25 protein-coding genes are annotated in these 23,501 nt (G+C 48.8%); 12 read left to right on the plus strand and 13 right to left on the minus strand.

Annotation, left to right across the window (positions count from 1 at the left end; genetic code table 11):
• Positions 1 to 45: 45 nt before the first annotated feature.
• Both GZZ87_RS08830 and GZZ87_RS08835 read left to right on the plus strand, forming a co-directional pair.
• A complete protein-coding gene (locus tag GZZ87_RS08830) occupies positions 46 to 537 on the plus strand; it encodes a hypothetical protein (protein WP_162027869.1) in 492 nt (163 codons plus the stop codon).
• Entirely contained in the window at positions 534 to 1,268 is a 735-nt protein-coding gene (locus GZZ87_RS08835) for a thioredoxin-like domain-containing protein (protein WP_162027870.1), read from the plus strand. The genes GZZ87_RS08830 and GZZ87_RS08835 overlap by 4 nt, the downstream gene beginning before the upstream one ends.
• A 39-nt stretch (positions 1,269 to 1,307) precedes the next feature.
• Here GZZ87_RS08835 and GZZ87_RS08840 read toward each other — a convergent pair whose 3' ends face one another.
• The 3 genes from GZZ87_RS08840 to GZZ87_RS08850 all read right to left on the minus strand — a co-directional run bounded on the left by GZZ87_RS08840 (position 1,308) and on the right by GZZ87_RS08850 (position 3,836).
• A complete protein-coding gene (locus GZZ87_RS08840) occupies positions 1,308 to 2,150 on the minus strand; it encodes a hypothetical protein (RefSeq protein ID WP_162027871.1) in 843 nt (280 codons plus the stop codon).
• Between the two features lie 378 nt (positions 2,151 to 2,528).
• The gene (locus GZZ87_RS08845) at positions 2,529 to 3,221 is read right to left on the minus strand and encodes a tetratricopeptide repeat protein (protein WP_162027872.1); all 693 of its coding nucleotides are present in this window, start codon (positions 3,219 to 3,221) and stop codon (positions 2,529 to 2,531) included.
• A 318-nt stretch (positions 3,222 to 3,539) separates the two neighbouring features.
• The gene (locus GZZ87_RS08850; protein WP_162027873.1) at positions 3,540 to 3,836 is read right to left on the minus strand and encodes a hypothetical protein; all 297 of its coding nucleotides are present in this window, start codon (positions 3,834 to 3,836) and stop codon (positions 3,540 to 3,542) included.
• A 216-nt stretch (positions 3,837 to 4,052) separates the two neighbouring features.
• Between GZZ87_RS08850 and GZZ87_RS08855 the strand changes: the two genes are divergently transcribed.
• The gene (locus GZZ87_RS08855; protein ID WP_178092142.1) at positions 4,053 to 4,211 is read left to right on the plus strand and encodes a hypothetical protein; all 159 of its coding nucleotides are present in this window, start codon (positions 4,053 to 4,055) and stop codon (positions 4,209 to 4,211) included.
• A 33-nt stretch (positions 4,212 to 4,244) separates the two neighbouring features.
• On the opposite strand, the gene GZZ87_RS08860 is transcribed toward GZZ87_RS08855, so the two are convergent.
• From GZZ87_RS08860 to GZZ87_RS08870, 3 genes are all read right to left on the minus strand, one after another.
• The gene (locus tag GZZ87_RS08860) at positions 4,245 to 5,711 is read right to left on the minus strand and encodes a hypothetical protein (RefSeq protein WP_162027874.1); all 1,467 of its coding nucleotides are present in this window, start codon (positions 5,709 to 5,711) and stop codon (positions 4,245 to 4,247) included.
• Positions 5,704 to 7,167: a S1C family serine protease gene (locus GZZ87_RS08865; RefSeq protein ID WP_162027875.1), complete on the minus strand. Its 1,464-nt coding sequence runs from the start codon at positions 7,165 to 7,167 to the stop codon at positions 5,704 to 5,706. Before GZZ87_RS08865 ends, GZZ87_RS08860 begins: the two co-directional genes overlap by 8 nt.
• A gap of 288 nt (positions 7,168 to 7,455) precedes the next feature.
• On the minus strand, positions 7,456 to 8,805 hold the full coding sequence (locus GZZ87_RS08870) for an MATE family efflux transporter (RefSeq protein ID WP_162027876.1): 1,350 nt from the start codon (positions 8,803 to 8,805) through the stop codon (positions 7,456 to 7,458).
• Between the two features lie 496 nt (positions 8,806 to 9,301).
• On the opposite strand from GZZ87_RS08870, the gene GZZ87_RS08875 reads away from it, so the two are divergent.
• The 4 genes from GZZ87_RS08875 to GZZ87_RS08890 all read left to right on the plus strand — a co-directional run bounded on the left by GZZ87_RS08875 (position 9,302) and on the right by GZZ87_RS08890 (position 13,074).
• Positions 9,302 to 10,645 carry an arylsulfotransferase family protein gene (locus tag GZZ87_RS08875; RefSeq protein WP_162027877.1) on the plus strand — a complete coding sequence of 448 codons (1,344 nt, stop codon included), beginning with the start codon at positions 9,302 to 9,304 and terminating at the stop codon, positions 10,643 to 10,645.
• Positions 10,646 to 10,752: 107 nt separating this feature from the next.
• Positions 10,753 to 11,013 carry a hypothetical protein gene (locus GZZ87_RS08880; RefSeq protein WP_162071414.1) on the plus strand — a complete coding sequence of 87 codons (261 nt, stop codon included), beginning with the start codon at positions 10,753 to 10,755 and terminating at the stop codon, positions 11,011 to 11,013.
• A 90-nt stretch (positions 11,014 to 11,103) separates the two neighbouring features.
• Complete coding sequence (locus GZZ87_RS08885; protein WP_162027878.1) at positions 11,104 to 12,432, plus strand: sulfotransferase; 1,329 nt, start codon at positions 11,104 to 11,106, stop codon at positions 12,430 to 12,432.
• Positions 12,433 to 12,540: 108 nt separating this feature from the next.
• The gene (locus GZZ87_RS08890; protein ID WP_162027879.1) at positions 12,541 to 13,074 is read left to right on the plus strand and encodes an NAD(P)H-dependent oxidoreductase; all 534 of its coding nucleotides are present in this window, start codon (positions 12,541 to 12,543) and stop codon (positions 13,072 to 13,074) included.
• A 52-nt stretch (positions 13,075 to 13,126) separates the two neighbouring features.
• On the opposite strand, the gene GZZ87_RS08895 is transcribed toward GZZ87_RS08890, so the two are convergent.
• Together GZZ87_RS08895 and GZZ87_RS08900 are read right to left on the minus strand one after the other, a co-directional pair.
• Complete coding sequence (locus GZZ87_RS08895) at positions 13,127 to 13,879, minus strand: DUF4339 domain-containing protein (protein ID WP_162027880.1); 753 nt, start codon at positions 13,877 to 13,879, stop codon at positions 13,127 to 13,129.
• Between the two features lie 312 nt (positions 13,880 to 14,191).
• Positions 14,192 to 15,136, minus strand: a complete 945-nt coding sequence (locus GZZ87_RS08900) for a DMT family transporter (protein WP_162027881.1) — start codon at positions 15,134 to 15,136, stop codon at positions 14,192 to 14,194.
• 166 nt (positions 15,137 to 15,302) lie between these two features.
• On the opposite strand from GZZ87_RS08900, the gene GZZ87_RS08905 reads away from it, so the two are divergent.
• From GZZ87_RS08905 to GZZ87_RS08915, 3 genes are all read left to right on the plus strand, one after another.
• Entirely contained in the window at positions 15,303 to 15,932 is a 630-nt protein-coding gene (locus GZZ87_RS08905; protein ID WP_162027882.1) for a 7-cyano-7-deazaguanine/7-aminomethyl-7-deazaguanine transporter, read from the plus strand.
• A 95-nt stretch (positions 15,933 to 16,027) separates the two neighbouring features.
• Positions 16,028 to 16,951, plus strand: a complete 924-nt coding sequence (locus GZZ87_RS08910) for a VPGUxxT family thioredoxin-like (seleno)protein, type 2 (RefSeq protein WP_162027883.1) — start codon at positions 16,028 to 16,030, stop codon at positions 16,949 to 16,951.
• 422 nt (positions 16,952 to 17,373) lie between these two features.
• Positions 17,374 to 18,051: a hypothetical protein gene (locus GZZ87_RS08915; protein WP_162027884.1), complete on the plus strand. Its 678-nt coding sequence runs from the start codon at positions 17,374 to 17,376 to the stop codon at positions 18,049 to 18,051.
• A gap of 486 nt (positions 18,052 to 18,537) precedes the next feature.
• Here the strand turns inward: GZZ87_RS08915 and GZZ87_RS08920 are convergent, their stop codons facing one another.
• The 5 genes from GZZ87_RS08920 to GZZ87_RS08945 form a co-directional block, all read right to left on the minus strand.
• Positions 18,538 to 19,146 (minus strand): hypothetical protein, encoded by a 609-nt coding sequence (locus GZZ87_RS08920; protein ID WP_162051282.1) that lies wholly within the window; start codon positions 19,144 to 19,146, stop codon positions 18,538 to 18,540.
• A gap of 983 nt (positions 19,147 to 20,129) precedes the next feature.
• The gene (locus GZZ87_RS08930; RefSeq protein ID WP_162027887.1) at positions 20,130 to 20,612 is read right to left on the minus strand and encodes a hypothetical protein; all 483 of its coding nucleotides are present in this window, start codon (positions 20,610 to 20,612) and stop codon (positions 20,130 to 20,132) included.
• A 68-nt stretch (positions 20,613 to 20,680) separates the two neighbouring features.
• Positions 20,681 to 21,136, minus strand: a complete 456-nt coding sequence (locus GZZ87_RS08935; protein ID WP_162027888.1) for a DUF2314 domain-containing protein — start codon at positions 21,134 to 21,136, stop codon at positions 20,681 to 20,683.
• Positions 21,137 to 21,227: 91 nt separating this feature from the next.
• Entirely contained in the window at positions 21,228 to 21,683 is a 456-nt protein-coding gene (locus GZZ87_RS08940) for a hypothetical protein (protein WP_162027889.1), read from the minus strand.
• A gap of 58 nt (positions 21,684 to 21,741) precedes the next feature.
• Complete coding sequence (locus tag GZZ87_RS08945) at positions 21,742 to 22,146, minus strand: hypothetical protein (RefSeq protein WP_162027890.1); 405 nt, start codon at positions 22,144 to 22,146, stop codon at positions 21,742 to 21,744.
• Positions 22,147 to 22,234: 88 nt separating this feature from the next.
• Between GZZ87_RS08945 and GZZ87_RS08950 the strand changes: the two genes are divergently transcribed.
• Together GZZ87_RS08950 and GZZ87_RS08955 are read left to right on the plus strand one after the other, a co-directional pair.
• Positions 22,235 to 22,525, plus strand: coding sequence for a transposase (locus GZZ87_RS08950; RefSeq protein WP_244648024.1), 291 nt, complete (start codon positions 22,235 to 22,237; stop codon positions 22,523 to 22,525).
• Entirely contained in the window at positions 22,525 to 23,445 is a 921-nt protein-coding gene (locus tag GZZ87_RS08955; protein ID WP_162026961.1) for an IS3 family transposase, read from the plus strand. The genes GZZ87_RS08950 and GZZ87_RS08955 overlap by 1 nt, the downstream gene beginning before the upstream one ends.
• The last annotated feature ends 56 nt before the right edge of the window (positions 23,446 to 23,501 follow it).

A 23,501-nucleotide genomic window follows, 5' to 3' on the forward strand; every position in this document is an offset into this window, starting at 1 on the left:
CTCTGTGAGATTTAAATAACTGTTATGAGTTCATGTCATTTAATTTTGTCTCTACGGAATCTATTGAGTGCGTGCGGTGCTTGTTTGCTATTTTGTAGCTCAGTCAGTGCGGCGCCCGTCCAAGATGTGGGCGACGTGGCTGCTGCGAGCCTGCAGCAAGCGGTGACATCTGGCACGATGTTGACCGCACTCGATGTCTGGTATGGCAGCGCTCACTACCGGTTAAATCGGAACCCTTCTGTTTATGAGAAGTCGCGTCGAGTGACGTTGCAGCGCGAAGCAAGTGGATTGGGGGCTTTACTTTCTTATGAGGTGCTGAGTGTGGATCAACCGATCGAAGAAAGTGCGATCGTCTATGCTGTCGTCAAATACGAGAGCGGTGCCGTGTTCGTGAAGCTTATTTATTATTTACAAGTCGGAGGATGGGATTTGAAGCGCTATAAAACCTGTATGAACCCGACACACATTCTCCCTGACTCACTGTATGCTCCCACTTCCGAGGCGAGCTGTTCTCCATCAACCTCCGATGCTCTATGAAATACTTAATAATTACATCTCTTTGTCTCATCCTCAGCCTTGGTCGTGCCTACTCTGCGGGGTGGGATCAGTTTTTTTCACAGGGGTTGGTGAATGCCTCGGGTGACTCGGTTGATCCGGCCTCCTTAGATGGCAAACTCGTGTGTTTGTATTTTTCGGCTTCATGGTGTGGGCCGTGTAAGGGCTTTACGCCTAAACTGCTTCAGTTTTATGAAACGTATAGTGATCAGATCGAAGTGGTGTTGGTCAGTAAAGATCGGAGCGCAGATGCATTTGCTGCTTATATGGCTGACTATAAGATGCCATGGCTGGCAGTGCCGTGGCAGAATTATAAGGACGGAGATAATCAAATCAGCGACTTTGTTAAGAAATACCGAGCCGGAGGGATTCCTAAGTTGGTCGTGTTATCGCGTGATGGCGAACAGGTGATCGAATATGACGCACGCATGCAGGTCTCTATGCTGCCTGAGGATTATGCAAAAGATCTTCGTGAGCGAGACGGGCACCGGTCTGCTACTATGTGGAAGCAGCGAACTCTGAAGAAAGGGGGGACTGTGACCGAGGAAATGTATGCGCAGCAAGTTGCTCGTTATGAGAGCGGTTATCGCTCAACAGCTGAAAAATACGAAGCGGCATCTCTAGCAAGTATGCGTCTCGTGACACTCGGAGAATCTCCTGAGTGGTTAGATTTTGTGCATGACTACTACCGCATCCTGCGTGCCCAGAAATAGTATGAGTGGTCTCGCGAGTCCACGATGTCTCTATGGGGCTTATTGGACTCGTTTGACCATGACAGTGTAGGATTCGACACGATCATAGGGCGATTCAAAATACACATCAATGACGCCATTTTTCGGTATAATTGATGGCTCGAAATGAGCACTGCCGAACTTTTCGTAATTGGAGGAGCGAAATTCACAGCCGACCTCTGACTGCATGTCCATTTCAGTCAGGTTTTGAATCCTAGCCCACACGCGAATGCGCTCGCCGTCGATCGGGTGCGCTTCGACGCGTGCGAGTCGCACATCAGATGTATAAGCTTTTGCTAGCTTTGTGCCATCTGGCACTAGCACGATGCCGCCCCAGTCTCGTGGGAACTCCACTTGCGCCTCCTTTGGGAGGTGTAATGCTGTGGTTGGTGTCGACTCCGGTTGAGCTAACTGTTCCGCTTGTGCTGTGGTTTTAGCTTGAAGCGGTATTTCTAAAGCGATTGCTGAGGCCGCTATGGTGATGGGTTGCTCTGGTATGACAGGTTGCGGTGTAGGAGATGGCTCCAACTTCGCGATAACGGCCGGTGGTGTGCTCAATTTACCTTCGTCGGTCTCTCTATAGTTGGGCGCGACTTCGCCTTCTTTTAGAGTTTCGAAGGATTCATTAAACTCTGTCGAGCTGTCAATTGCATGGGGGAGCACGCCCGGAACCTCACCGTCAACGGCGAGTAGTATCTCGGCGGCTTCTGGCAATGCTGGGTCTGATAGGAAATGGTATCCTAGCGCGAGGATGCAGGTCAGTGATGCTGCAATAATTAAGGGCTTTGAGCGATGCGAACCATGTGGTGGCATTGCGTCTGCGGGGATTCCTTCGTTTGCTAATTCTTCAAAACTCGGGGGCATGATGATTGTTTGTGGGGTGAACTTTAGGGTATTCTAGTATGGTAGAATTACACTCCAAAATTACAAACAAATCACTATCTTTGTTTTTGTTTTAACATATTAATGACAGTCTATGGTGAGACTGAATCAATTTACCCTTTTTTCTTCTTCTTTCGCTTCGCTGGCTGAGTCCTATTCCCCTTTGTGGTAAGGTCTTTACCTGGTTCTTTGTCTTCCGCTTTCCACCGGCGAGCCTCGGCTTTAAATTGGTTTATCTTCTTAAAATTGCATGCATTCCAGTCCATAGTGTGTCCTTTTTCTAGTTCACCCGAACAGACATGCAATTGGTGTAAAATTGTCGTCGGGCTGATCGTTTTAATTCGATCGGTTGAGTGTCTTTTAATGGCCTGGGATCTTGGGGATCGCAGCCAGTGTTAAATATTGGTCGAGCGGCACGAGTAGGTTTTTCGCGTTGGTCATCTGATCGGAGAGTGCTTGAGCCTCTTGGATCATTTGCGGCGTAAGGCCGCGCGTGCCTGAAATGTTTTGTTTGGCATTGTTTTGCGGAGACGAGTCGAGCGTGGCCGATTGCAGGAGCAGTGCAATGCCTGCGGTCTTATTCACTGGCACGCCGTCGCCTCGAATATACAACATGCCTAGATTACCAATGGCGAGCGGGTCACCTTGAACGGCCGCTCTGCGATACCATTCGTTTGCTTCTGCGAAATCGACTTCTGTGCCACGGCCATTTTCGTAGAGAACCGCTAGGTTGAATTGTGCGAGCGAACTGCCCTGTAATGCAGCTTTAAGATACCAGACAACTGCTTCCTTTGGGTCTTTTTCTACGCCAATGCCATTTTCATACATTAGGGCGACATTAAATTGAGAGTCGAGATGGCCTTCGTTGGCAGCTGCCAGAAACTCAGTGTAGGCTAGGGGTAAGTTGTTGGCCTCATAGGCTTCGAGTCCGGCCTTGAAGTGAGCTGGTAGTGGTTGATCTTCAATGCGCTGAGCCTGAGCTGTTGTTGCGATCGCTACGGCGGCAAGAATGCATGCGCCGAGAGTGAGGAATCGTGTTTTGAGGTGTATCATGTCGGTTCGATTTGAGAATCTTGTTACTTTGATTGATAGTGTGACCGCTTAAGCCGTCATAACGCAGATGCTAGGTTCGATTACTGCTTTGACCAGTTTCAAATCAACCGAGTTCCCTCTCATCGTAAGATTTGTGTGCCAGAGGCCTCCAGCGCAGATTTATGGATCGATCTTAGTCGCCTCCTGAGTTTTCTGGTGTGGGCTTTGATGGATAATGCATTGCTCCACAGTAAGTAAATATAACAATAGAGTTATGCGTTTATCCAAAAAAGTCCTGTAGCTTTTGGCTACAGGACTTTGGAGAGTGATGAGTGCAAACTAGGCGATCGAACTGTCAACCTGCGTGAGGTCACTGGTCGACTTGCCTTCCTTGTTGTCGCCTTTTTTATCGCCACAGCTACCTGCAACTAGGCTGGAGGTCTCTGTTAATCCTGTTGCTCCGCCTTTTTCTTTATCATCTTTTTTGTCACCGCCACATGCCACGAGACTTGAATGAATGGTCAGGCCTGCTGTTTCGCCCGTTTTCTTGTCGCATTTGTTTTCATCGCAACCTGCACCTGCATGGGCGAGTGAGGAGGTGAGAGCGAGAATGGAGAGTGTGAGTAGTTTTTTCATGGTTTTATTTTTATTTTGATTTTTATTTGTCTGGGATTGGTTGCCCAAACAGATATCGCACGAGACGCCTTTTAGATTACAAAGTTTTCTCAAATATATTGGCCCCTTTTGTATTCTTCAGCATTCGGGCATTCATATAAAGCCGGACTTTTGAATGAGTGCAGTGCAGTTGATGGGTGCAGAGCAGCATCGTTGCTTGCAGGCGCGCTCCGTTGAATGAGTGATCCTTTATATTTGAATGAAGAAACGCTTCAGCGATTCATTAACCCGCGCGAAATCGGTGACATCGTGACTTTCGTCTGTAGTGACCGTGCCGCTGTGATCAACGGTAGCAGCTTGCGTGCAGAGGGCGGCCTGATTGGCTCCGCGTTCTAGTATGAGCGATGACTAGGCGAGAATGGTGCTCGCCTAGTTTCCTTGGCTCGTTGCTCGCGGTATACTGTAATGCTCCAAGATGCGTTGAGTGGCGCTCTCCATTGTGGCAACGTCGAGGACGATGTGTTTGAGCCCCTGGTCGGGCATAAACTCGATGCGGTGGAATTCGTCTTTCGGACCAGCGAGCGCTTCGGCGACATCTTCGATGGTCTCGATCGTCTGCCCGTTGATACGATCCACGATGAGTAGGCGGATGCCTTCGTAGCCGTGATTATAGTTGTCGGGGATGATGGAGGATAAGATCACCAGGCCGTCGCGCTCGGGGAGCTCCGCGTTGTAGCTGTAGTAATCGAGTGGCAATGGCTTGTTTTTACCATAGGCGCTGAGATAAGGGCCAGTGATCGGCTGGAAGAGCAGGCCGCCTGCAATTAAATATTCTGGGGCTGCGTCGTATATCTCATCGGGCACGAGATCCTTCTCGAATTCCGCCCGTGGTAGAATGTAATCGACGGTGATCGCTTGGTTGTCTCTCCAGACTCGCATGGGGAGGGTGTCGCCTGCGCTTTCGTTACGCGTTGCAAGCCCATAGAGTGATAAACGCCCGTAGGTGGGATCGATGTATTTGCCATCGTTATCGATTTCAAATCCGTCGATCTCGAGTAACACGTCGCCCACTTTTAAGGTGTTGGCAGCGAGCCTTCGGTTTCCGACCTTAGTGACGACGACACCGATGTTGGAGGTCGGCATGCCTTTGGATTGGAGGAGGGCGGGATTCTTGCCGTCCATGACGCTGAAGTCTAAGTGACCGATGCCTGAGCCATTGGCACTGGCTTTTTGTTTGAGCACGGAGGCGATGAAGGGGGCTGGTAGTATGGTGAGCTTGTCGTCGACGGAGGATGTGGTGAGTCCGATGATTTCGTCTTTAGATAGGATCACTTCGGCCCAGCCTGCTCCAGACATTTCGGTCGAGGCAGAAAGTGTTAAGTGATGCACGTAGCTCATTTTACTTTTGCCGATGTAGAGCCGAATAATTTCGGCAGCGCGCTCTTCGATACGACCATTGCGCCAGCGGATGATTTGTAGTGCTCCGGATTGTGGAATCTCTTCGGCTAGGTGTGTTGGGTGCATGCCTTCCCAAAAGGCGGGATCTTCGACATTGAGGATGGCAAGGTTGGCGTAGTAATCGACCCACTTAAGTGTGGCTGTGTATTGATGTGTGACGCCGCCTTTGCGTATGCGGCAGAGTGTTTGCCCTGAGAAGCCGTCGGCAGTCGTGAGGATCTGATGGCCGTCGATGACGATGCCGTTTTTCCTGCTCTGTAGGTTGCGGCTATTCCAGGGAAGTGTGTAGTCGTAGCGGGTCTTGGTGATTTCAATCTCAACCAGTGCGGTTTCGCTATCGAAGGGAGCGGCTGCTTCGGTGCGTGTTTGGCTGCCTGCTTGGGTCGCCTGAACGGCGCAGAGCCCGCAGAGAAGTGTGAGTGCTAGATGCTTAATCATTGTGTGCCTCGATTCTATAGGCTTGTGGGATCTGGTAGGTCTGGAGGAGTTCGGCGTTCGCTTGTTCGGCATCGTCGCGGCGAAGTGCTTCCACGCGTCCAGATAAGAACTCAAAGCGATGGAAATCGTCGTTGCTGGCATCCAGTGCAGCCTGCAAATCCTGCATGGAATGTATTTCTTGGCCGTTTAGCTTCGTGAGAATGGACTTCGGATAAGCTCCGAAGTCGACGTTACTCGGATGTTTGAGCACTTTCGAGAGCACGATCGGTGTGGCGCGGGCGCCTGCTTCATCTTGGAAGGCACGATAGAGGAGTTGGTAGAGGGTATCGTTGCTGAAGTTGCTCAACCAATTTTTGCCGTATGCATTGCAGTAGTTGTTGCTGAGCTCGGTAAAGACGATGCCACCGACGATCAGGTAGGGGGGCGGGGTGTCGTATTGACTGCCGGAGATGCGGTCGGCATTGTTTTTGTAAACGGGTAAGTCGATGTTGAGTGGTTGACCGTCGCGCCAGATCACCATGTTGAGGGGCTCGCCGTGTTGCACGGCGTCGAAGAGAATCGAAACGTGCAGGCGGTTGCCTTCATATTGAATCATGCTGTCACTGCCGACTTCGTAGCCTTCGACTTCGAGGATGACGTCATTCTCCCGTAGTAGTTCATGTGTTTCTGGGAAAGGCTGTAAAATCATGTCGACCCGTGCACCGATGTTGTTGTCGGGGAGTTGGAGCGCTTTGCGGAAGGCTGGGTTACGCAAATTGGCGGTGCTGATGCCCGCGTCGGGAAAGCCTTCGTAGCAGCCATCTTCAATGTCTTTTAGAAAGTGGCGGATGATGGTGGGCGGAATGAAGAAACCTGCGTTTTCGAGGCTCGGGTTGCCTTGAAACGAGACGCCGACGACTAAGTCACCTTGAAGTGCTGGGCCGCCGCTATTACCAGGGTTGATTGCGGCATCCGTCTGCACGGTGAGTAGTGAGCGGTTGTAAATGTGTGCGTAGCGTTGCACTTCGATTCGTGAGATGACCCCTTGTGTATAAGAGATTTGTTGTCCGCCAGCAGGGTAGCCGTAAGTCGTAACGGCAGAGCGCACTTTCGGCAGTGTGCCAATCTCTAGTGGCACGATGCCTTGGTAGAATGCAGGGTCGAGCACTTTGAGCACGGCGAGGTCACAATCATGTCCGATGTGTTCGATCACGGCTTCGTAGAGCTTCGGGTCTTGGTGGCGGCGCACTAAGATTTGTTTGGACCAGCTGACTACGTGTGCGTTGGTCATGATGCGATCACCGTCGATCACGAATCCGCTGCCGGTGTATTGGGCGACACGTGTGGAGCGCCAGGGTTCGATCCAATTCGGTTGCTGTGCGAAGTTGATAATCTGCACCACGGCTTGTTCGGGAGCGGCAGCACGTAGCGCGTAAGGGCTAAAGATCAGCAATAGAAAGAGGCAGCGTAAAATCATGTGGGGTCAGTGTTACTATTCAGAAGATCACGTCAAGTGAGTGGCGCACGAGTCGTTGATCAAAAGGTTCAATTTAGAGGAATCACCCACTGCTCTACTGCTGCGCATCAAGTATTGTGATTTTTGCTCAACACTTTGAGTCGCTCCTTATGAGACTCGGCATTTTTCACAAATCATGATGCGTGCGAGTCTCACCTGCGTCTTAGGCTCCGATGCCTGTTTTACTGACTTCGCTCGGTTTGTTATTTCTCACGCATCGATCTAGGGTGCCGAATCAGACGCCATTCTTCAGGCGCTAGAAGGTGTATGATTTGAATCTCTGAGCAACTTTCGAGTGATGAAGAACGCGAGTGCACCTCCGAGTAAGTTGGCGAGTGCCAGACCCCCCACCAGACCAGTGAAGCCGAACAGGTAAATGCCTAATAAAGTCAGCGGCATGATGAATAAGAAGACGCGGCTTAAGTTGATCAGCAGCACCGGTTTCGGTTTGCCCATGACATTGAGCAATTGACTCGACCATGTGCACAGGTGCAGGCCGCTGTGTCCCAGCGCGGCAAAGAGCAGATAGGTGACACTCATTTGAATCACCACGGGATCGCTGCTGAACCAACTTGAAATCCATCTCGCACTTGGGATTAACAGCAAAAAGGTAATCCCTGCATAGATAAACGCCAGCCGGTTGCTGATGCGTCGCGTTTCTTGAACCCGATCGTGGGCGTTGGCACCATAGTTGTGCCCTACGAAGGGGATAATTGCCATGGAGTAAGACATCGAAATCATAAACACAATCGATTCGATCCGCGTGCCGGTAGCCATCGCTGCCACGGCTTGGACGCCGCCGACCGAAGCTGCTAGTCGTATGTAATAGCCCTGCGCCACAGGCGTGAGTGCTTGCGTGAGTGCTGCGGGGATGCCGAGGAGGATAATGGTTTTCCAGGAGTGAAGCAGCGGCTTAAGCTGCGGCCACTGCCAGTCGATCAGGCGGTATTTGTAATGGAGAATCAGCAATGACGCGCAGGCGCCCACTGCGCGTGCGATGACCGTCGCAATTGCTGCGCCATTGATGCCAAAGGCTGGAATCGGTCCCCAGCCAAAGATCAGTATCGGGTCGAGCACAACATTCAGTATCGCACAGCAAATCATGACAAACACCGGACGAACCATGTCTCCGGCAGCGCGTAGACAGCCATCGCTGACCGGCGGCAATATTGCGAAAACGGCGCCGAAAAACCAAATGTTCATGTATCCGCTCACTAACTCCAGAACATGGCCTTCGGCTCCGAGCATCGAAAAGAGAGGGGTGACTGTGAGGAGGCCAAGAATACTGACCAATATCGTTCCAAATATCGTTAAAACCAGCCCGTCCGAAATCGTGCGTCTAGCTAAAGCCCTCTGGCCGGCACCCAGTGCTCTTGAAGTGATCGATCCTGCTCCTGTTGAAAAGCCGATCGCCAATGAGCCGACGATCATGATGACTGGGAAGGTGAAACCCATCGCAGCGAGTTCTTCCGTGCCCAGGCGTGAGACGAACCATGTGTCGGTCAAGTTGAACACCATGATGGCGAACGTTCCAGCGATGGTCGGTAAGGTTAGCCAGAATAGACGTTTTTTAACATCTCCTGTGAGTAGGTGGCTCATTCGTAATGACTGGCTGCGTCGTGCTGCATGGTATACTCGCTTTTATATATAAATCAAATGATTGTTTCAAATGCGCATTTGAATGTTGTAGCGTTAAATACAAATCGGTCAAGGCATCCGATGGACTATTTCTTGGATTTGGAGATCGAGAGCATGAACTAAGCACGATTTTTATACTTGCGGCTTTGCGTGATTTTCCTCGGTTCTGGCTTTTTCGAGTTAACGAGGGCGACCGCTTGGGATAAATTACTACGCGGTTTAGAATTAAGAGCCACACATGGCATTCTTTGAAGGTCTACATGTATCAAGTTGCTAATTCTCAGAGAAGCCTATCAGTAAGCAATTGACATTCATATGGAGATAGCTCCATTAAAAAACTATATATAATATAATAATCTTCACTCATACTTACATCCAGTTCTGGTCTGATGGTAAAGTCGCGAATAGCTTGGGTCGCAGATAGTAGAATTGAGTTCATTAGATAAGGAGACGGTTTATGCTTAAGGGGGAGGTTGCTAAATTTACATACTACGCCACCAGTGCTGTGCTGGCGTTGAGCTTGGCATTTGTGCTGGGAGTTTATTCGGGGGGGACAGTGTTTATGGCACCCATCAAAGATAAGCTTGATGCCTCCATGGAAGTCATTCGGACGGAGTTACCCATGCACCTTCAGAATCGCCCGGTGCACTTCTTACAGCCTGCAAAATTCAAGGGTGATGGCGTCACTGTAAATGCAGCATCAAATAGCGTAGATGAATTAATATTCATGGCAGGTTTTTTTGATAATGAAAATCAGCTCAGGCTCATTCGTCGAGATGGTAGCATTGTGGCAAAGTGGCCAGCGTCTTACACTGAAATATTCCCTTCTCCAAGCCATGCAGGATTGCGCCCGAAAACTGACTGGAATACTGATATTCACGGTTCTCTAGTGCTGCCGGATAAATCAGTGATTTTCAATTTTGAGTATGCGGGACTAGTTAAATTGGATAAACTAGGGCAGGTCGTCTGGAAAGTCGCCCGTTCCACCCATCACTCGGTAGAGTTGGCCCAAGATGGCGGCTTCTGGGTTCCAGCTCGTCGTTATTATGGCAAAGATGCGCCTATATTATTCCCTCCATTTGAGGCTCCGTATTACGAGGATACAATTTTGAAGGTGTCCTCTGATGGGGAGGTGATTCAGGAGGTTTCAGTCCCAAAGTTGTTTTATGATAACAATCTCGAGGCTCTACTGACCTCTACTACCAGTGGCGTTTACAGAAAGAATAAGGGGCATGGGGAAATTGTGCATCTCAATAAAGTTGAAGAGTTAACCGCAGATGTCGCGGCGAATTTTCCGATGTTTCAATCCGGAGATCTAGCGCTTTCGTTTCGAGATTTGAATCTAATTATGGTCGTTTCTCCGGAGACTGGGAGAGTCAAGTGGTGGAAAATCGGGCCATGGATTCGTCAGCATGATCCTGAATTTAGAGAAGACGGTAAGATCGTCATCTTTAATAATAATGCCTATCAAAGTGCTTTTACCCAGACTGCGGAGGTGCATAAAGTAACCCCCATTGAGCATCATCGGCAGTCTAATATCCTAGCAGTAGACCCTGCCTCTGGAGAGACTGAGATCATTTACGAAGGAGATGAGGCGCATCCTTTTCTCTCCGTGATACGCGGGAAAGTCGAAGTTACAGACAGAGGAGGGTTACTGATTACTCATTTTGAAGGTGGACGGGTCATCGAATTAGATCAAAATAATCAAATCGTATGGGAATACATTAATCGTTACAATGACGACGAAGTGGCTGAAGTGACTGAGGCCATGATTTATCCGACCAGCTACTTTGAACAGTGAAGCTTTGCTTCAGGAAAACCATAGTTTAACCTTAAATTAAAAAATAACGTAACCTTAGGCGAAGTGTTAGCAGCTGTCTGCTATCTACAACGTCTTGGTTCAAATGATTGACGCCTAGTAAAATAATGATGCTCATCGATCCCATTGCCCTAACTATTCTTGCCTATATTGGCCCTGGCATTGGCAGCGGCACTCTTGGCATCATTCTTGGTATTATCCTTTCGTTCTTCATGGCAATCCTAGCCCTCGTTTGGTATCCGGTCAAACGACTGATAAAGAAGAGGGGGAGTAAGGGCGTAAAAAAGGTGGGTAATGAAGCAGTCAACGGCGAGGTTCCAACAGAGGACTCGTCGTCAAAGATCGACTAGAGCGCCATGGTTTGGATATTGGCGAGCTTCGTTGGGATATTCGGGGGGGAGTTTTTCCTGCGAGTGCCGATATTGAAAACTCTGAGGGTGATGAAAGTTACAGGGCAGAATGCCCGGAGGCTCTTTTTATCGCCAAGTATTTGTGACGAAAAGAAGGAGAAGGTCATGCGCGTGTATGCACTGCGCATGTTTACGAGCACGCTTCTACTCTTCTTCTACCTTGTTGTTCTGGTCGGGATACTGGCCGTGCTACATCTAGCTGGGAGACTGGTCGGATTGGACTTGTTCGTTTTTCTGAGCACTCCCGTAGGGTTGATTTATGTGACAATGGTTTCCTCTATTTATACGGTGATGAAACTGAAGGCTAGGAGATCGGACTATGGCCTGCTCTCTCGTATTCTTCACACCATTGCGCTGGGTAACCGGTCAGTGCCCGAAGCCTCATTCGATTTTGAGCAGGGGCAGTTGAAAATCGAGACTGAGGCGGAGCCCTTAGCGTCGCATGTCTTTATTTGTGGGCTGGCTCGGGCGGGGACTACGTTGCTGATGCGTAGGTTTTATGCGACCTCTTCCTATCGATCACTGACTTATGCAGATATGCCATTCGTGCTCATGCCTAATATTTGGGCGAAGTTTTCTGCGATTAATAATGCCAAAGCCGTCAAGCAAAGACGCGCACATGGAGATGATCTGCTCGTCGATATCAATAGCCCAGAAGCCTTGGAAGAGGTCTTTTGGAAAACTTTTTGCGGAGATCAGTATATTGGGGCGAACAGCTTGATACCTATGGATGCTGACGACGAAACTATTGGAAAATTTCGTGCTTACGTTACAGCAATCACATACAATGAGCGGGAGGCTACCGATGACCTATTGCCTTACCTCTCCAAAAATAATAATAACATTTTACGGCTAAATAGTATCACCCGCGCCTTTCCTCATGCGCACATCTTGATTCCATACCGCGAGCCCTTACAGCATGCCTATTCGCTTCTTAGGCAGCACCGTAACTTCCTCAAGCAGCAGAAGGAAGATCCCTTTGTTCGCAAGTATATGACTTGGTTGGCACACCATGAATTCGGGAGTGACCATCGGCCTTTTATGTTTTCTGATAATACGGAGTATAGCTCTAATACTGATAGTCTTACGTATTGGTTAGAGGTATGGGTGAATACCTATTCATGGCTTCTTGAACATGCGCCCAGCGCGGTAACTTATGTGAGTTATGAAAAACTCTGCGCCAAACCAGAATCTACATGGCAGGATTTATGTGCCATTGCAGGTATCGCTCCCCATGTGATGGGTGCCGATGTCATTCAGCTGACTTGGCGGGATGTTCCAGAGGCATATGATGCTGCGCTAATGACCCGCGCGAATAAGCTCTACGAGGTTCTTAGCGTTCATGCACGCAGCCTATAGAGACTTTCTATTAGTCGACTAGGGCTGGTCGTTGAATGAGTGAGCATTTGTATTGGAATCACGACATGCTCTCGCTATCACTCGCTGTTGATACCACTCACAACCATTATGAAAAAAATCCTCATCTTAGCTGCTAGTAATAGCACCTCTTCAATCAACCGAGCCCTTGCGATTTCGGCGGGCAGCTTGATCGAACACAGCGAACGCACGGTGCTAGATCTAAATGATTATGAGATGCCGATCTACTCTCCCGAGCGTGAAGCGAGCACTGGGGTGCCTGCTGCGGCGCAGCGCTTTGTTGAGCAAGTCGAAGCGTCCGATGCGATCATTCTGTCGCTTGCCGAGCACAACGGGAGTTATAGCGCCGCTTTTAAAAACGTGCTCGATTGGAGCACTCGGCATAAGAAAAAGCTTTGGTCAGAGAAGCCGATGCTCTTGTTGAGCACCTCTCCAGGCGCACGCGGCGGTGCGACGGTGATGGCTGCGGCTCAGCAAACATTTCCCCATCTCGGAGCTCAGATTAAGGCCAGCTTCTCGTTACCTTCCTTTAACGATAACTTCTCCGAGTCCAGTGGTGTCACGGATCCTGTTTTACAGAGCCACTTCAAGGCAGTCGTCGCTCAATTGACTGCGGCGCTCTAGTATGCGGGATTAAAGAGATCTTTGATTGTAACGGGCTTCTTATCTCCGAAGGTTAGATCTGACTAAATATCGCCATGAATTCCTTAGGTGCCATCGCGATCATGCCTGCGGCACAATTAAGGCAGAAAAACCAATAGATCGCAATCGAACGCCAGCAATCATGCCAAAATTTGATGACGTATACCAACGCTACGCCTGGTATGAAACACGCGAAGCCCCAAAGTGGTCCATTCTTAAACTGACAATGCAATGAGTAGCCAATGGTGGCGATGCCATTTAGTCCACTAAACATAATCCACCAGATTGCACTCGGGTGAGCGGTAATATTCTGCGGTAACGTATTTCTGTCGATAAAACTAGTAAGCAGCGCGCCGATTGCTGTGATAATGGTAAACCAGATTGCCCATTTCGCTGCGAATGACCGGCTGTGATAGAATCCTGCAACAGCATTTTGGGGCATCTCTGGTTCACTGCTCACGAATGAGCGTGAATCTTTACCGGGCTGCACGCCATGAGCATGCTGTAGCATTTCCTGAACTGATAGGGACTGCGGTGCTGGTGACTCGGCGGGTGGAGCTGAGAATGCCTCGGTGGAACTCATACTTAGCTTCGTATCGTATTTAGGGAGGAATGCCGCGAGTGCATCAATCGATTCAACGGGCAACCAGTCATCCATGCCGCTTTTCCACACCATGGATGTTCGCCCCAATTGACGTTTGATGATCAGGTCAGTGAGATCTGAGAAATCTAAAGGACCGACAGGCTCATTCCCTGACTGGTAATACCAATCTGCTATATTTGTCATGGTGAGGTATGTTCTATTTAAAAAAACGTAAGTCCATTGTGAATTAATTCACAGAGCATTAAAATTCGGATATGCTTGGTCTGGCTGGTTGAAACGAATCGGCACTGCATTTGAAAATGGTTGAGCTCTTTGTTGTTTCTGGCTGCTCTTGTGTCAGCCGTAATGTTTGTCGGAGTGGTGTGGATACCCTCAGTGTCGTTTCTGAGCAATTTTTGCGTGATAAAGAAGGCGAGTGCCCCGCCGAGCATGTTGGCGAGTGTCAGACCGGTCACCAGACCCGTGTCACAGAACTCGTTGATTCTCGGTTTCACGCTATGGCCGGATGCAGCGCCCTTCAGGGGGTGCTTGTTCGATGCGTGCCACTGCTATTAGGCAACCGAAGATGATGACTGCGCCGATCACAATGCCGAGGCGGAGGGTTTCTCCAGGGATGAAGAGGACCGATTCGATGACGCCAAAGAGCGGAATGATGAAACGAAAGCTTGAGAGGACGTTGACGCTATAGTGCTCGATCAGTTGGTTCCAGATGGCAAATGCCGCTGCCGATAGAAAGGCCAAATAGGCCGTCACAAGTAATGTAGTGATATTAAAATGACTGAAGTAGCTATGCCAATAAGGCGCTGCTGTGAGTAGTAGGAGTATTCCGCCTATAGCCAGTGAAAAGGCGGTTGTGGTGCGCGCTCCTGATATGGGGGCCACGCGTTTCATGAAGGTCGCTGCGATTGCGCCCGAGAGTGTTGCGCATAGAAAGGCGGTTGCGCCGAGACCCACATTGATGAAATCACTGCCCGGGGTATATGCCGCAAATGCAATGCCGATACAACAGCCCGCGAACAGCACCCAATGTAAGCGTGTCGGAGCGGGCGTTTTTAGGACGAGTGGCGCAATGACCATCCACCAGAAACTGCCGGATCCCACGAGTAAGGCGGCGAGGGTGCCAGATGAGATGCTGAGGCCGTAATAGAAGAAAATGTATTGGAAATAGGTCTGCCCTAAGATGATCGCGATCAGTGGCAGGCGTGGGGATTTTCGGATCTTTTGAATAATTGAACCCCTGCAAAATGGCAGCAGTAGTAGCCCCGCTAGGGCGAAGCGACTGCCAGCAAAGACGAGTTGCTCGCCGTAGCTCTCGATGTGGAGCTGTGAATAGCTGTTTTTAATCACCGGAAACGCGCTTCCCCATAGCAACGCACAGAGGATCACCTGCAGGTAGAACCTCAGAGGGAGTCTTGTTTTGACTGGTAAAGCGCTGGCCATGTTTGCTTCACCATGTGGGTCGTCATTGAGGATGCAATTCTAGTCCGTGCCATTCTCTGCGCCTGCTCATTAAGGCACAAACAGCCTGTTCGAGAACCTTGGCTGTAATGAAAAAGCTCGGCGTCAACGGCACATGCTGCCATGTGAGTTAGGATCTTTTCCAGTCATGCAGTCTAATCATCCATCCGCCCACAGTTTACTACGGCTCATCGCCTTACACGTCTTTTTTATCGCGGCGAGCAATTACTTGGTGCAATTCCCGATTCAGGTCTTTGGACTCCATACCACTTGGGGGGCTTTCAGCTTTCCATTTATCTTTCTGACTACCGACTTAACCGTGCGTATCTGTGGTGCGCCGATGGCGCGTAAGGTGATCTTCATTGCAATGTTTCCAGCTTTGTTGGTTTCATATCTGATCTCAGTGCTATTCTTGGATGGAGCATATCAAGGAGTGGGGCAGCTGTTATCTTGGAATGCTTTTGTCGCGCGTATCGCGATGGCTAGTTTTGCTGCTTATGTGATCGGTCAGCTGTGTGATGTGCTCGTGTTTAATCGACTACGTCAACGCACGCAGTGGTGGTTGGCTCCCGCGGCATCGAGTGTCTTTGGTAATGCGGTCGATACCGGCGCCTTTTTCGTGATCGCGTTCTACGCGTCCAGCGATGTATTTATGGCGCAAAATTGGCCTGAAATTGCGGTGGTGGATTATGCCTTCAAATTGCTGATCAATGTTCTCTTGTTTCTGCCGATTTATAAGATGATATTACGAAGCTTACAGCGTCGTTTTGAGCGCTAGGCTTGAGTGTCGCGAGACAGGGGCAGTATATTACAGGAAATGTTCTGGGCTTCACCTTTTCAGGAATATTGGCGGGCGCTCAGACTCCCAGTTAAATGAAAGTCGCCATTCTCTTCATCACGCTTCTCGGTTTGTTAGCTGCTTGTTCGGTGCGTGCATCGATTGAGACGGGGGCGGTGGAGTGGCAGCGCGATTTTGATGCGGCCTTAGTCGATGCCGAAGCGTCAGGTAAACCAGTCTTTTTACTTTTTCAGGAAGTGCCCGGTTGCGCCGGATGTCAGCAATTTGGCAAAGAAGTGCTCAGCGACCCACGTCTAGTTGCAGTCATCGAGCGAGAGTTTGTGCCCGTGCTGGTGCGCAACAATGTGGGAGGGAAAGAGCGCGAGATTCTTAAGCGCTACAATGAGCCTGCATGGAATTTTCAAGTTGTCCGTTTTCTAGATGCACAAGGCAAAGATCTCATCGCGAGGAAAGATCGTGTTTGGGAGACCGTGCCCCTTGCTATGCGCATGCAAGCAGCCTTAGAAGCCGCTGGTCGACCCGTGCCCGAGGATCTCGCGGACATCGTTAGTGGCAAGCCTACGCCCGAAGCGGAAGTTGTGTTTGCCATGTATTGTTTTTGGACAGGGGAGGCTAAGCTCGGCGCATTAGAAGGTGTCACCACTACCGAAGCAGGGTTCTATGACGGCAGGGAAGTGACTCGAGTGAAATATGCTCCTAGCATCATCAGCACCGAAGCACTGGTCGATAAAGCCAAGCAATTCAAATGCGCTGACAAAGTGTATTTACCAAAGTCCGACCTCGCGGGGAATTCCGCAGTCACTGCTGAAGCGTTTGCTGCGAAGGACTATCGAGTGGCTCCCCGTTCAGACCAGAAAAAGCAACTGTCCGGCACTCCGCTGCAGTCGGTTCAGTTGTCACCTGAGCAAGCCACGAAAGCCAATGCGTGGATACGTCGCAACCCTGAGAAAGCACTCAGCTATCTAAGCGCTGAGCAACGCTCGGCGATTCGACGGTGAAGATGTTAGAAGCATCCAATCGTTTCTGATCAGAGCCTACCGTGAATCATTAAGCATTTTAAATTACTGTCTTTCAATCAAGCGATTGCTATGGGAATTTCATGGGCCGGTTTGGTATTCTGAGCTTTCTAACCGTCGGGGCGTTGCTCGTCGACGACCGCGCACATGCAACGGGGACATTCGTTATTGTGAAGTCCTAAGTCTGAGATGAGTTCTGCCCGAGTGGTGCCCAGCAAAACGAAATCGAATGCAGGTCTCTTTTTTGTGCTGTGACTAGCGAAATCTGGAAAAACGGGAATGCCTCCTTTTTCTGCTACGAGTTTAACTGCATCAAATGAGCTATTCGGTTGAAAAGTTCGAAGTTGCTTCATTCCGATAGTTGAATCAGGGTGAACTATAAACTCAAATATCAGTAACCTATTATGAAAGCTTTCATTACTTTGACAATCGTCCTGTGTTCCTGTGTTCCTGCGCTGGGTAGTGTCGCTCGAATCCTATGCTACGATAAGCCCTCCAATGCGCCAGATGTCGTTTACATCTATGTGGACAGTCAACTGCATGGCGAAGTCGAACTACCTAAGTTAAAATTTGGTGAAGATATTGAACTTAAAGCCAGCGGAAGCGATCTTCAGATTGTCCTTTCTCCAAAGATTATTGAAAAGGGACAAGAGCTTCCATCTGAATTGCCTTCCATCAAAGTGAGTAAAGATTGGAAAAAGTTTCTGATCATTGTGATCGAGGATAAGAACAATGAAGCATTGCCGATTAAGCCTTTCGCGATCAACGCGAATGATGATTATTTCGGAAACAAGGATTTCCTTTTTATTAACCTGAGCCCGAATTATGTGGTCGGAACATTTGGGGATAAGGTGATCGAGCTAGAACCTCAGAAGATTCAGGTTGAAAAGATGTCCGCTTATAGTGGTGAATTTCTGGATGCAAAATTGGATTATGTAAGGCCTGACGATAACGGTAAAAGACGTTGGATGGTCTATAAAGGCTGGAGAGTCCTTCCGGACCGAAGAACCTTGGTGTTTTGTTATCCTCAATCGGGGCGCACGACCATGAAGTATTTTGCAACCCAAGTTAAAAACATGTAGCGGGTATGATCCGAAGACATCGGTAACAAGTCTTCTAGGGGAGCAAAAAAAGGGTCGCACGAAAAGTATAAAGATCCTCTTGTCAGTCTCATTTTTGGTGTGCTTTGGTTCGGTGGACAGACAGGAATGTCTGTATCACGTTCTTCTTCTACTCCGCAACCGCCTTCAATTCCAACGGCACGAGTTTGATGGTGCTGTTGGCTTTGGCATCTGCGATCGAGAGGCTGAAGCGATTAATTCGTAGGGGCGTTGCTCGTCGACGACCGCGCACCTGCAACGGGGGAATCCGTCATTGTGAAGTCCTAAGTCTGAGGGTGAGCTTTGCCCGAGTGCTGCCCAGTAAAACGAAATCGAAAGCAGGCCTTTTTTTGTGTTGTGACTAGTGGAATATAGAAACCTACGGAATGATCCCATATTGCCCTGTGCCTTTTTTAGGAAATAGAATATCCCTATTCCTCGGTCAGAGCGCTCTGAATGCTTATATCGTTAGCGCCGGCGACGCATCCCCAAAGGAACTAGTGTGGCAACGATCACTAGCAGGCCAGTTGCCGGCTCCGGAATCGCGGTGCCAATAGTCCAGTTCATGGCTCCAGCATCGGTGTTTGTTGGAAACGCTGTATCTAGTGCAGCCCGATCCATGTTGAGCCATGTCGCTCCACCGGCTGCCACTCCCCCCGCATAATATATGGGGGTATCATAAGTCCAATCCACTGACACGTCATTCCCGGCGACATTGAAATCAGACTCGAGCTTTAAACTAGCTCCCTGAACAAGTGTAATTGAATTGGGAGTAACGTATAGCGCAAAAGCGCCACCATTGCCAGTGGCTGAAGAGTTGATCCCAATACTACTTCCAATATAGGCACCAACTCCTCCTGATGGAGTAATCGTAAAATTCCACGCCTCAATTGCTGAATGACCCACATAATACTCTCCACTGTTGCTCGAATGTTCAGTTCCGCCTGCAGTATTTACTGTAATACTACCAAAAAAGTCAGCATTCGCTTGAAGGCCAGGGTGGCTACTGAAGTTGTAAATATGGATGGCTGCTCTGAGTGGGGGAGTGGCACCATAAAAAATGAAAGCCAACAACATTAAATATCGCACTAATCTTATCAAATATAGAGAATAGAATTCTCTAGCTGAGCTGCCGATCAGACTATAAGGGAACTGGCTATGGAGCAACGTGTTTTGGCGGTATTTCATGGGGCATAGACTTAGGTCGGGGGAATCTAGTATACTGAATGACTATCGAGATGAATTATAATCAATAAGTATATAAGTTTAATCATAACTCCGTAGGTTGCAAACCTTATGCACTGTTTTGCGACCGAGCGCTCGAATGAGGTCAGTCCAGAATATCACTAACTTAAGAGTCTGCCGGATAGTGGGAAGACTGCTACGTCCGTCTTTTCCTGATTTTATATAGAACCCTACGGAATGCCCCTTTCTGCTCCTCTAAATATTGTTTGTAGGGGCTTTGCTCTGCGAAGGGCACAAAAATGGGGCACAAAAATGGGGTCGCACGCAAAATATAAAAGATCCTCTTGTCAGTCTCATTTTTGGTGTGCTTGGGTTCGGTGGACAGGCAGGAATGTCTGTATCACGTTCAATTTCTACTCCGCGATCGACTTCAGTTCCAGCGGCACAAGCTTGATGGTGCTGTTGGCTTTGGCGTCTGCGATTGAGAGGCTGACGCGATTAATTCGTAGGGGCGTTGCTCGTCGACGCCCGCGCACCTGCAACGGGGGAATCCGTCATTGTGAAGTCCTAAGTCTGAGGGTGAGCTTTGCCCGAGTGCTGCCCAGTAAAACGAAATCGAAAGCAGGCCTTTTTTGTGTTGTGACTAGTGGAATATAGAAACCTACGGAATGACCCCTTTTCTTTTCCGCTTCGTATTGCGATTACTTCCTCTAGGGCTTTATCAATAGAGGCAATATTTGCTCCAGTTTCTGAAATCCAGTCTAACGCGGTATCATTTTCAAATGCATTTGCTCCCCAAGCTCCCATGATTTTATCCTTTTTCTATTTAATGCCGTATAACGATGAGGTGTGACATAGATGAGCGCCAGCGAAATCTATTGATCACCACCGACTGGATCTGACCTCATGATTCCATCCAGTATGGTGATTGATTCAGTGTAATTCTTCAAGGTAGTAGGTGCATCCTCGAAGCAGTCGAAGAACTTCACATACCCTGTATGCTCACCAATGCACTCTTTGTTCTTTTTCATTCCCAATAGTGCTCTTGATGAAATCTCTCGCCCAAGGTCATCTGTCGCCTCCATAAAGGTTTTCTTGTCGATTTGGATCGCATCCCACGCGCAGCAACTGATCTCGCAATAGGTCGCAACTCTCTGCAGGAATGCTTCTTCATCGCGGGAATGTAGTAGGATGATAGCTTCTTGTTTTAGCTTTTCAGTTTCTACTCGCCGATTAGAGGCGACCTGTTGATTTCTTGTTTTCGAATCGCATGGCATGCACAGCCCTTCAGTGTGCTTTGCCGTAGTCGGCAATATCATTGCGCCACAAATCGGGCAAGGCTGGCGGGGTGCATTCATTTCTTACTCAGATCGTAGACGAGAGGAATAGATGAGCGCCAGCGAAATCTATTGCCTCATCGGACTGGTTAGAAATTATTTTCACGGTAGACCCTGATGCCTGCCGATTCGTCAAATTCTGCTCGTTCAGATTCAGGGATTTTTTCTCTCTGTAGTCGAACGCTCCAACCGCCAATCAGGTATCCATGATCGTTAATCATCCAATCTGAGATCTTATCGAAATCGACTTCAATTTTTTCAAAGTCCTTAAGGTCTTCAGGAATATTATAGTGGTAGGCGAACAGCTTACCATTTTCTTCTTTCTCAAAAGTATACCAAAGAAAATGACGCGTGCCGTCGCTATCTGTCGCGTCCATTTTGATCGCAAAGTAGACTCCCAGGTTCTCCTTATGCTCTGCATGGATATCTAAGAATGTTTGAATTGTCCTATGTGCCTCTGCTTTCCCTTCTAGGAAGCTGGGATCATCCTTCTTGATCGCCATTACCTGAATCTCATCTTCGGCTTTAATTTTTTCTTCTGACATGGCTGGGAATGGGATTAGTGCTACGAGTAGGAATTGGAAAATTCTCATTCTTCTAACGTGGAGGGGTGGGATAGATGAGCGGTAGCGAAATCTATTGCCCACTCCCGTCTGGTTCAGCCTTAGGTTGCCGAATGAAGTATTCCTTGCCACATATCTTCCCTTCGGCTTTCGGCAGTTCAATCCAATACTGATCTTGATTCACGAAGTGAAGGGTTGCTGTCATTACTTCTTCATTTTCGTCTATCCATTTTATCGACAGCTTGTCTTTAGTTTCTGCTACAATTCTATAATCGGTGATGGATTCCCATTCTTCAATGCCTTCATCGGCTTCCATTCGAGCAATGCTTTGTGCCTTGGTGTAGGTGATGGTCATTCGACCAAACAGGTTCTCAAACCTCTCTTTTAGGTCTTCTTCGACCGATGAGTCTAGGCGTGTAGCTTTAAGCGTAAGTTCCTTACTTGATTTCCAGGTCCCGATTAAACTAGGAGCTCCGGAAATCAGATTTGCTGAAAACATTGCGACGCTGATGAGGCATGGGATTTTCATTCTTTTGCTGAACGTAGAGTGTGAGTATAGATGAGCGCCAGCGAAATCTATTGTCTCATCACGACTGGTTGGGGTTGGTGATCTCTGCAACCAAGCTGATCAAGTGCAATAGGCTGCTCAACTCAATTTCTGTTAAATCCTTACGTCTCATTTGTTTGAGTTCGATTAGACTGTCATAAAAATCATGCCATCCATCGGTCAGTCCATTTTGAGAGAGGATTCCAGGGATTAGGATTGAGAGGCTCTTTAGATCTCTCCGATCACATAAGGAGTCTGAAAGTCTTTTCGTTTCTTTTTCTCTTTCGACATACTTGACGTCTTCGAGACATCTAAGCTCTAAAGCCTGTGGATCTGTTCCAGTATGCTCAACAATTCTATTTTGTTTGTCGGTGCATTTAGCTGTATAGCAGTTATTGGATGTCTCGCGAATTGAGATAGCCCAGTCTGGATAGATTTCTTTCATTCTGATTCCCCAACGTGAAGATGTATCGATGGGGTGATGTGTCCTGAGAAAACTGGACACGGGATTCTCTTACCAAGAGGATCATACTATGAAAAAGCAACGCTACACTGCGGAGTTCAAACAAGAGGCAGTTAAACTGATACTAATCGACGGGACTTCAGTGAAGGAAGTTTCGAAGCAACTGGGAGTCCCTGAAGGGGTTCTCTACAGCTGGAGGCAGAAGCATCTGGACGAATTGGAGGCGAATGCTCCAGAGGGTGCTCAAAGTCCAAAGGCATTGGCCAAGGAGAACGAACAGCTACGTAAGGAGCTGGCGAAAGCTCGGCGAATGAATGAGATTCTAAAAAAAACGGTGGGCTACTTCAGCGAGGGCGCGTGATGCAGTATCGATTTATTGATCAGAACAAGGATCGCTACAGTGTGAAGGAGCTGTGCGAGTGCTTCGAGCTGAGTCGGAGTGGCTACTACGACTGGCAACTGCGCAGCCCGAGCGCACGCAGCCTGGAGGATAACTCCTATAAGAGCCATATTCTCGAAGTTCACAAGCAAGCCAATGGGCGCGTCTACGGGCATCGTCCAATCCACCGTCACCTTCAAGATGAAGGGCTCGATTGTGGCCGCGACCGCACCCTGCGTTTAATGAAGGAACTACGGATCGACAGCACTCAGAAGAAAGGGTTCAAGCCATTGGGCACAAACAGTAAACATGATTTCGGTTACAGCCCGAACCTACTGAAGAAACTCGGCAAGCCGCAGGGATGTGATCAAGTTTGGGTAGCCGACACCACTTATCTACGCGTTCAAAACGGCTGGTGCTATCTGGCGACAGTGATGGATCTGTTTAGTCGGCGCATTATTGGTTGGAGCGTCTCCTCTGACAATGACTCGAAGCTGGTTTGCAAGGCCCTTAAATGCGCGGTTCTGACCCGAGGTGGTGATCTGCCGGAAGGACTGATCCATCACAGCGACCGAGGCAGCACCTACGCCAGCTACAGCTATGAAACATTGCTCAAGTCCTTTGGCATCTGTCAAAGTATGAGTGCTAAAGGCAACTGCTATGATAATGCTGCCCAGGAATCTTTTTACGGGAGATACAAAACATCGAGTGTCGGTGATACCATCTTCTTTGATGAGGCTGCCGCTCGTAGTCATGCCTTCGAGTATATCGAAGTCTTCTATAACCGTTTCAGAAAACACTCTTCACTGGACTACAATAACCCCATTCAGTTTGAGGAAAAATTTTACCCCCATGGGGGTAAGCAGAACGCAAGCCTACCGGCTTGCATCAATCACAACTAAACCACATAACACTAACAAAAGAACGGAATCCTCTGTCCGATAAACTCAGGACACAT

This window comes from Lentimonas sp. CC4, from assembly GCF_902728235.1.
Lineage (GTDB): Bacteria > Verrucomicrobiota > Verrucomicrobiia > Opitutales > Coraliomargaritaceae > Lentimonas.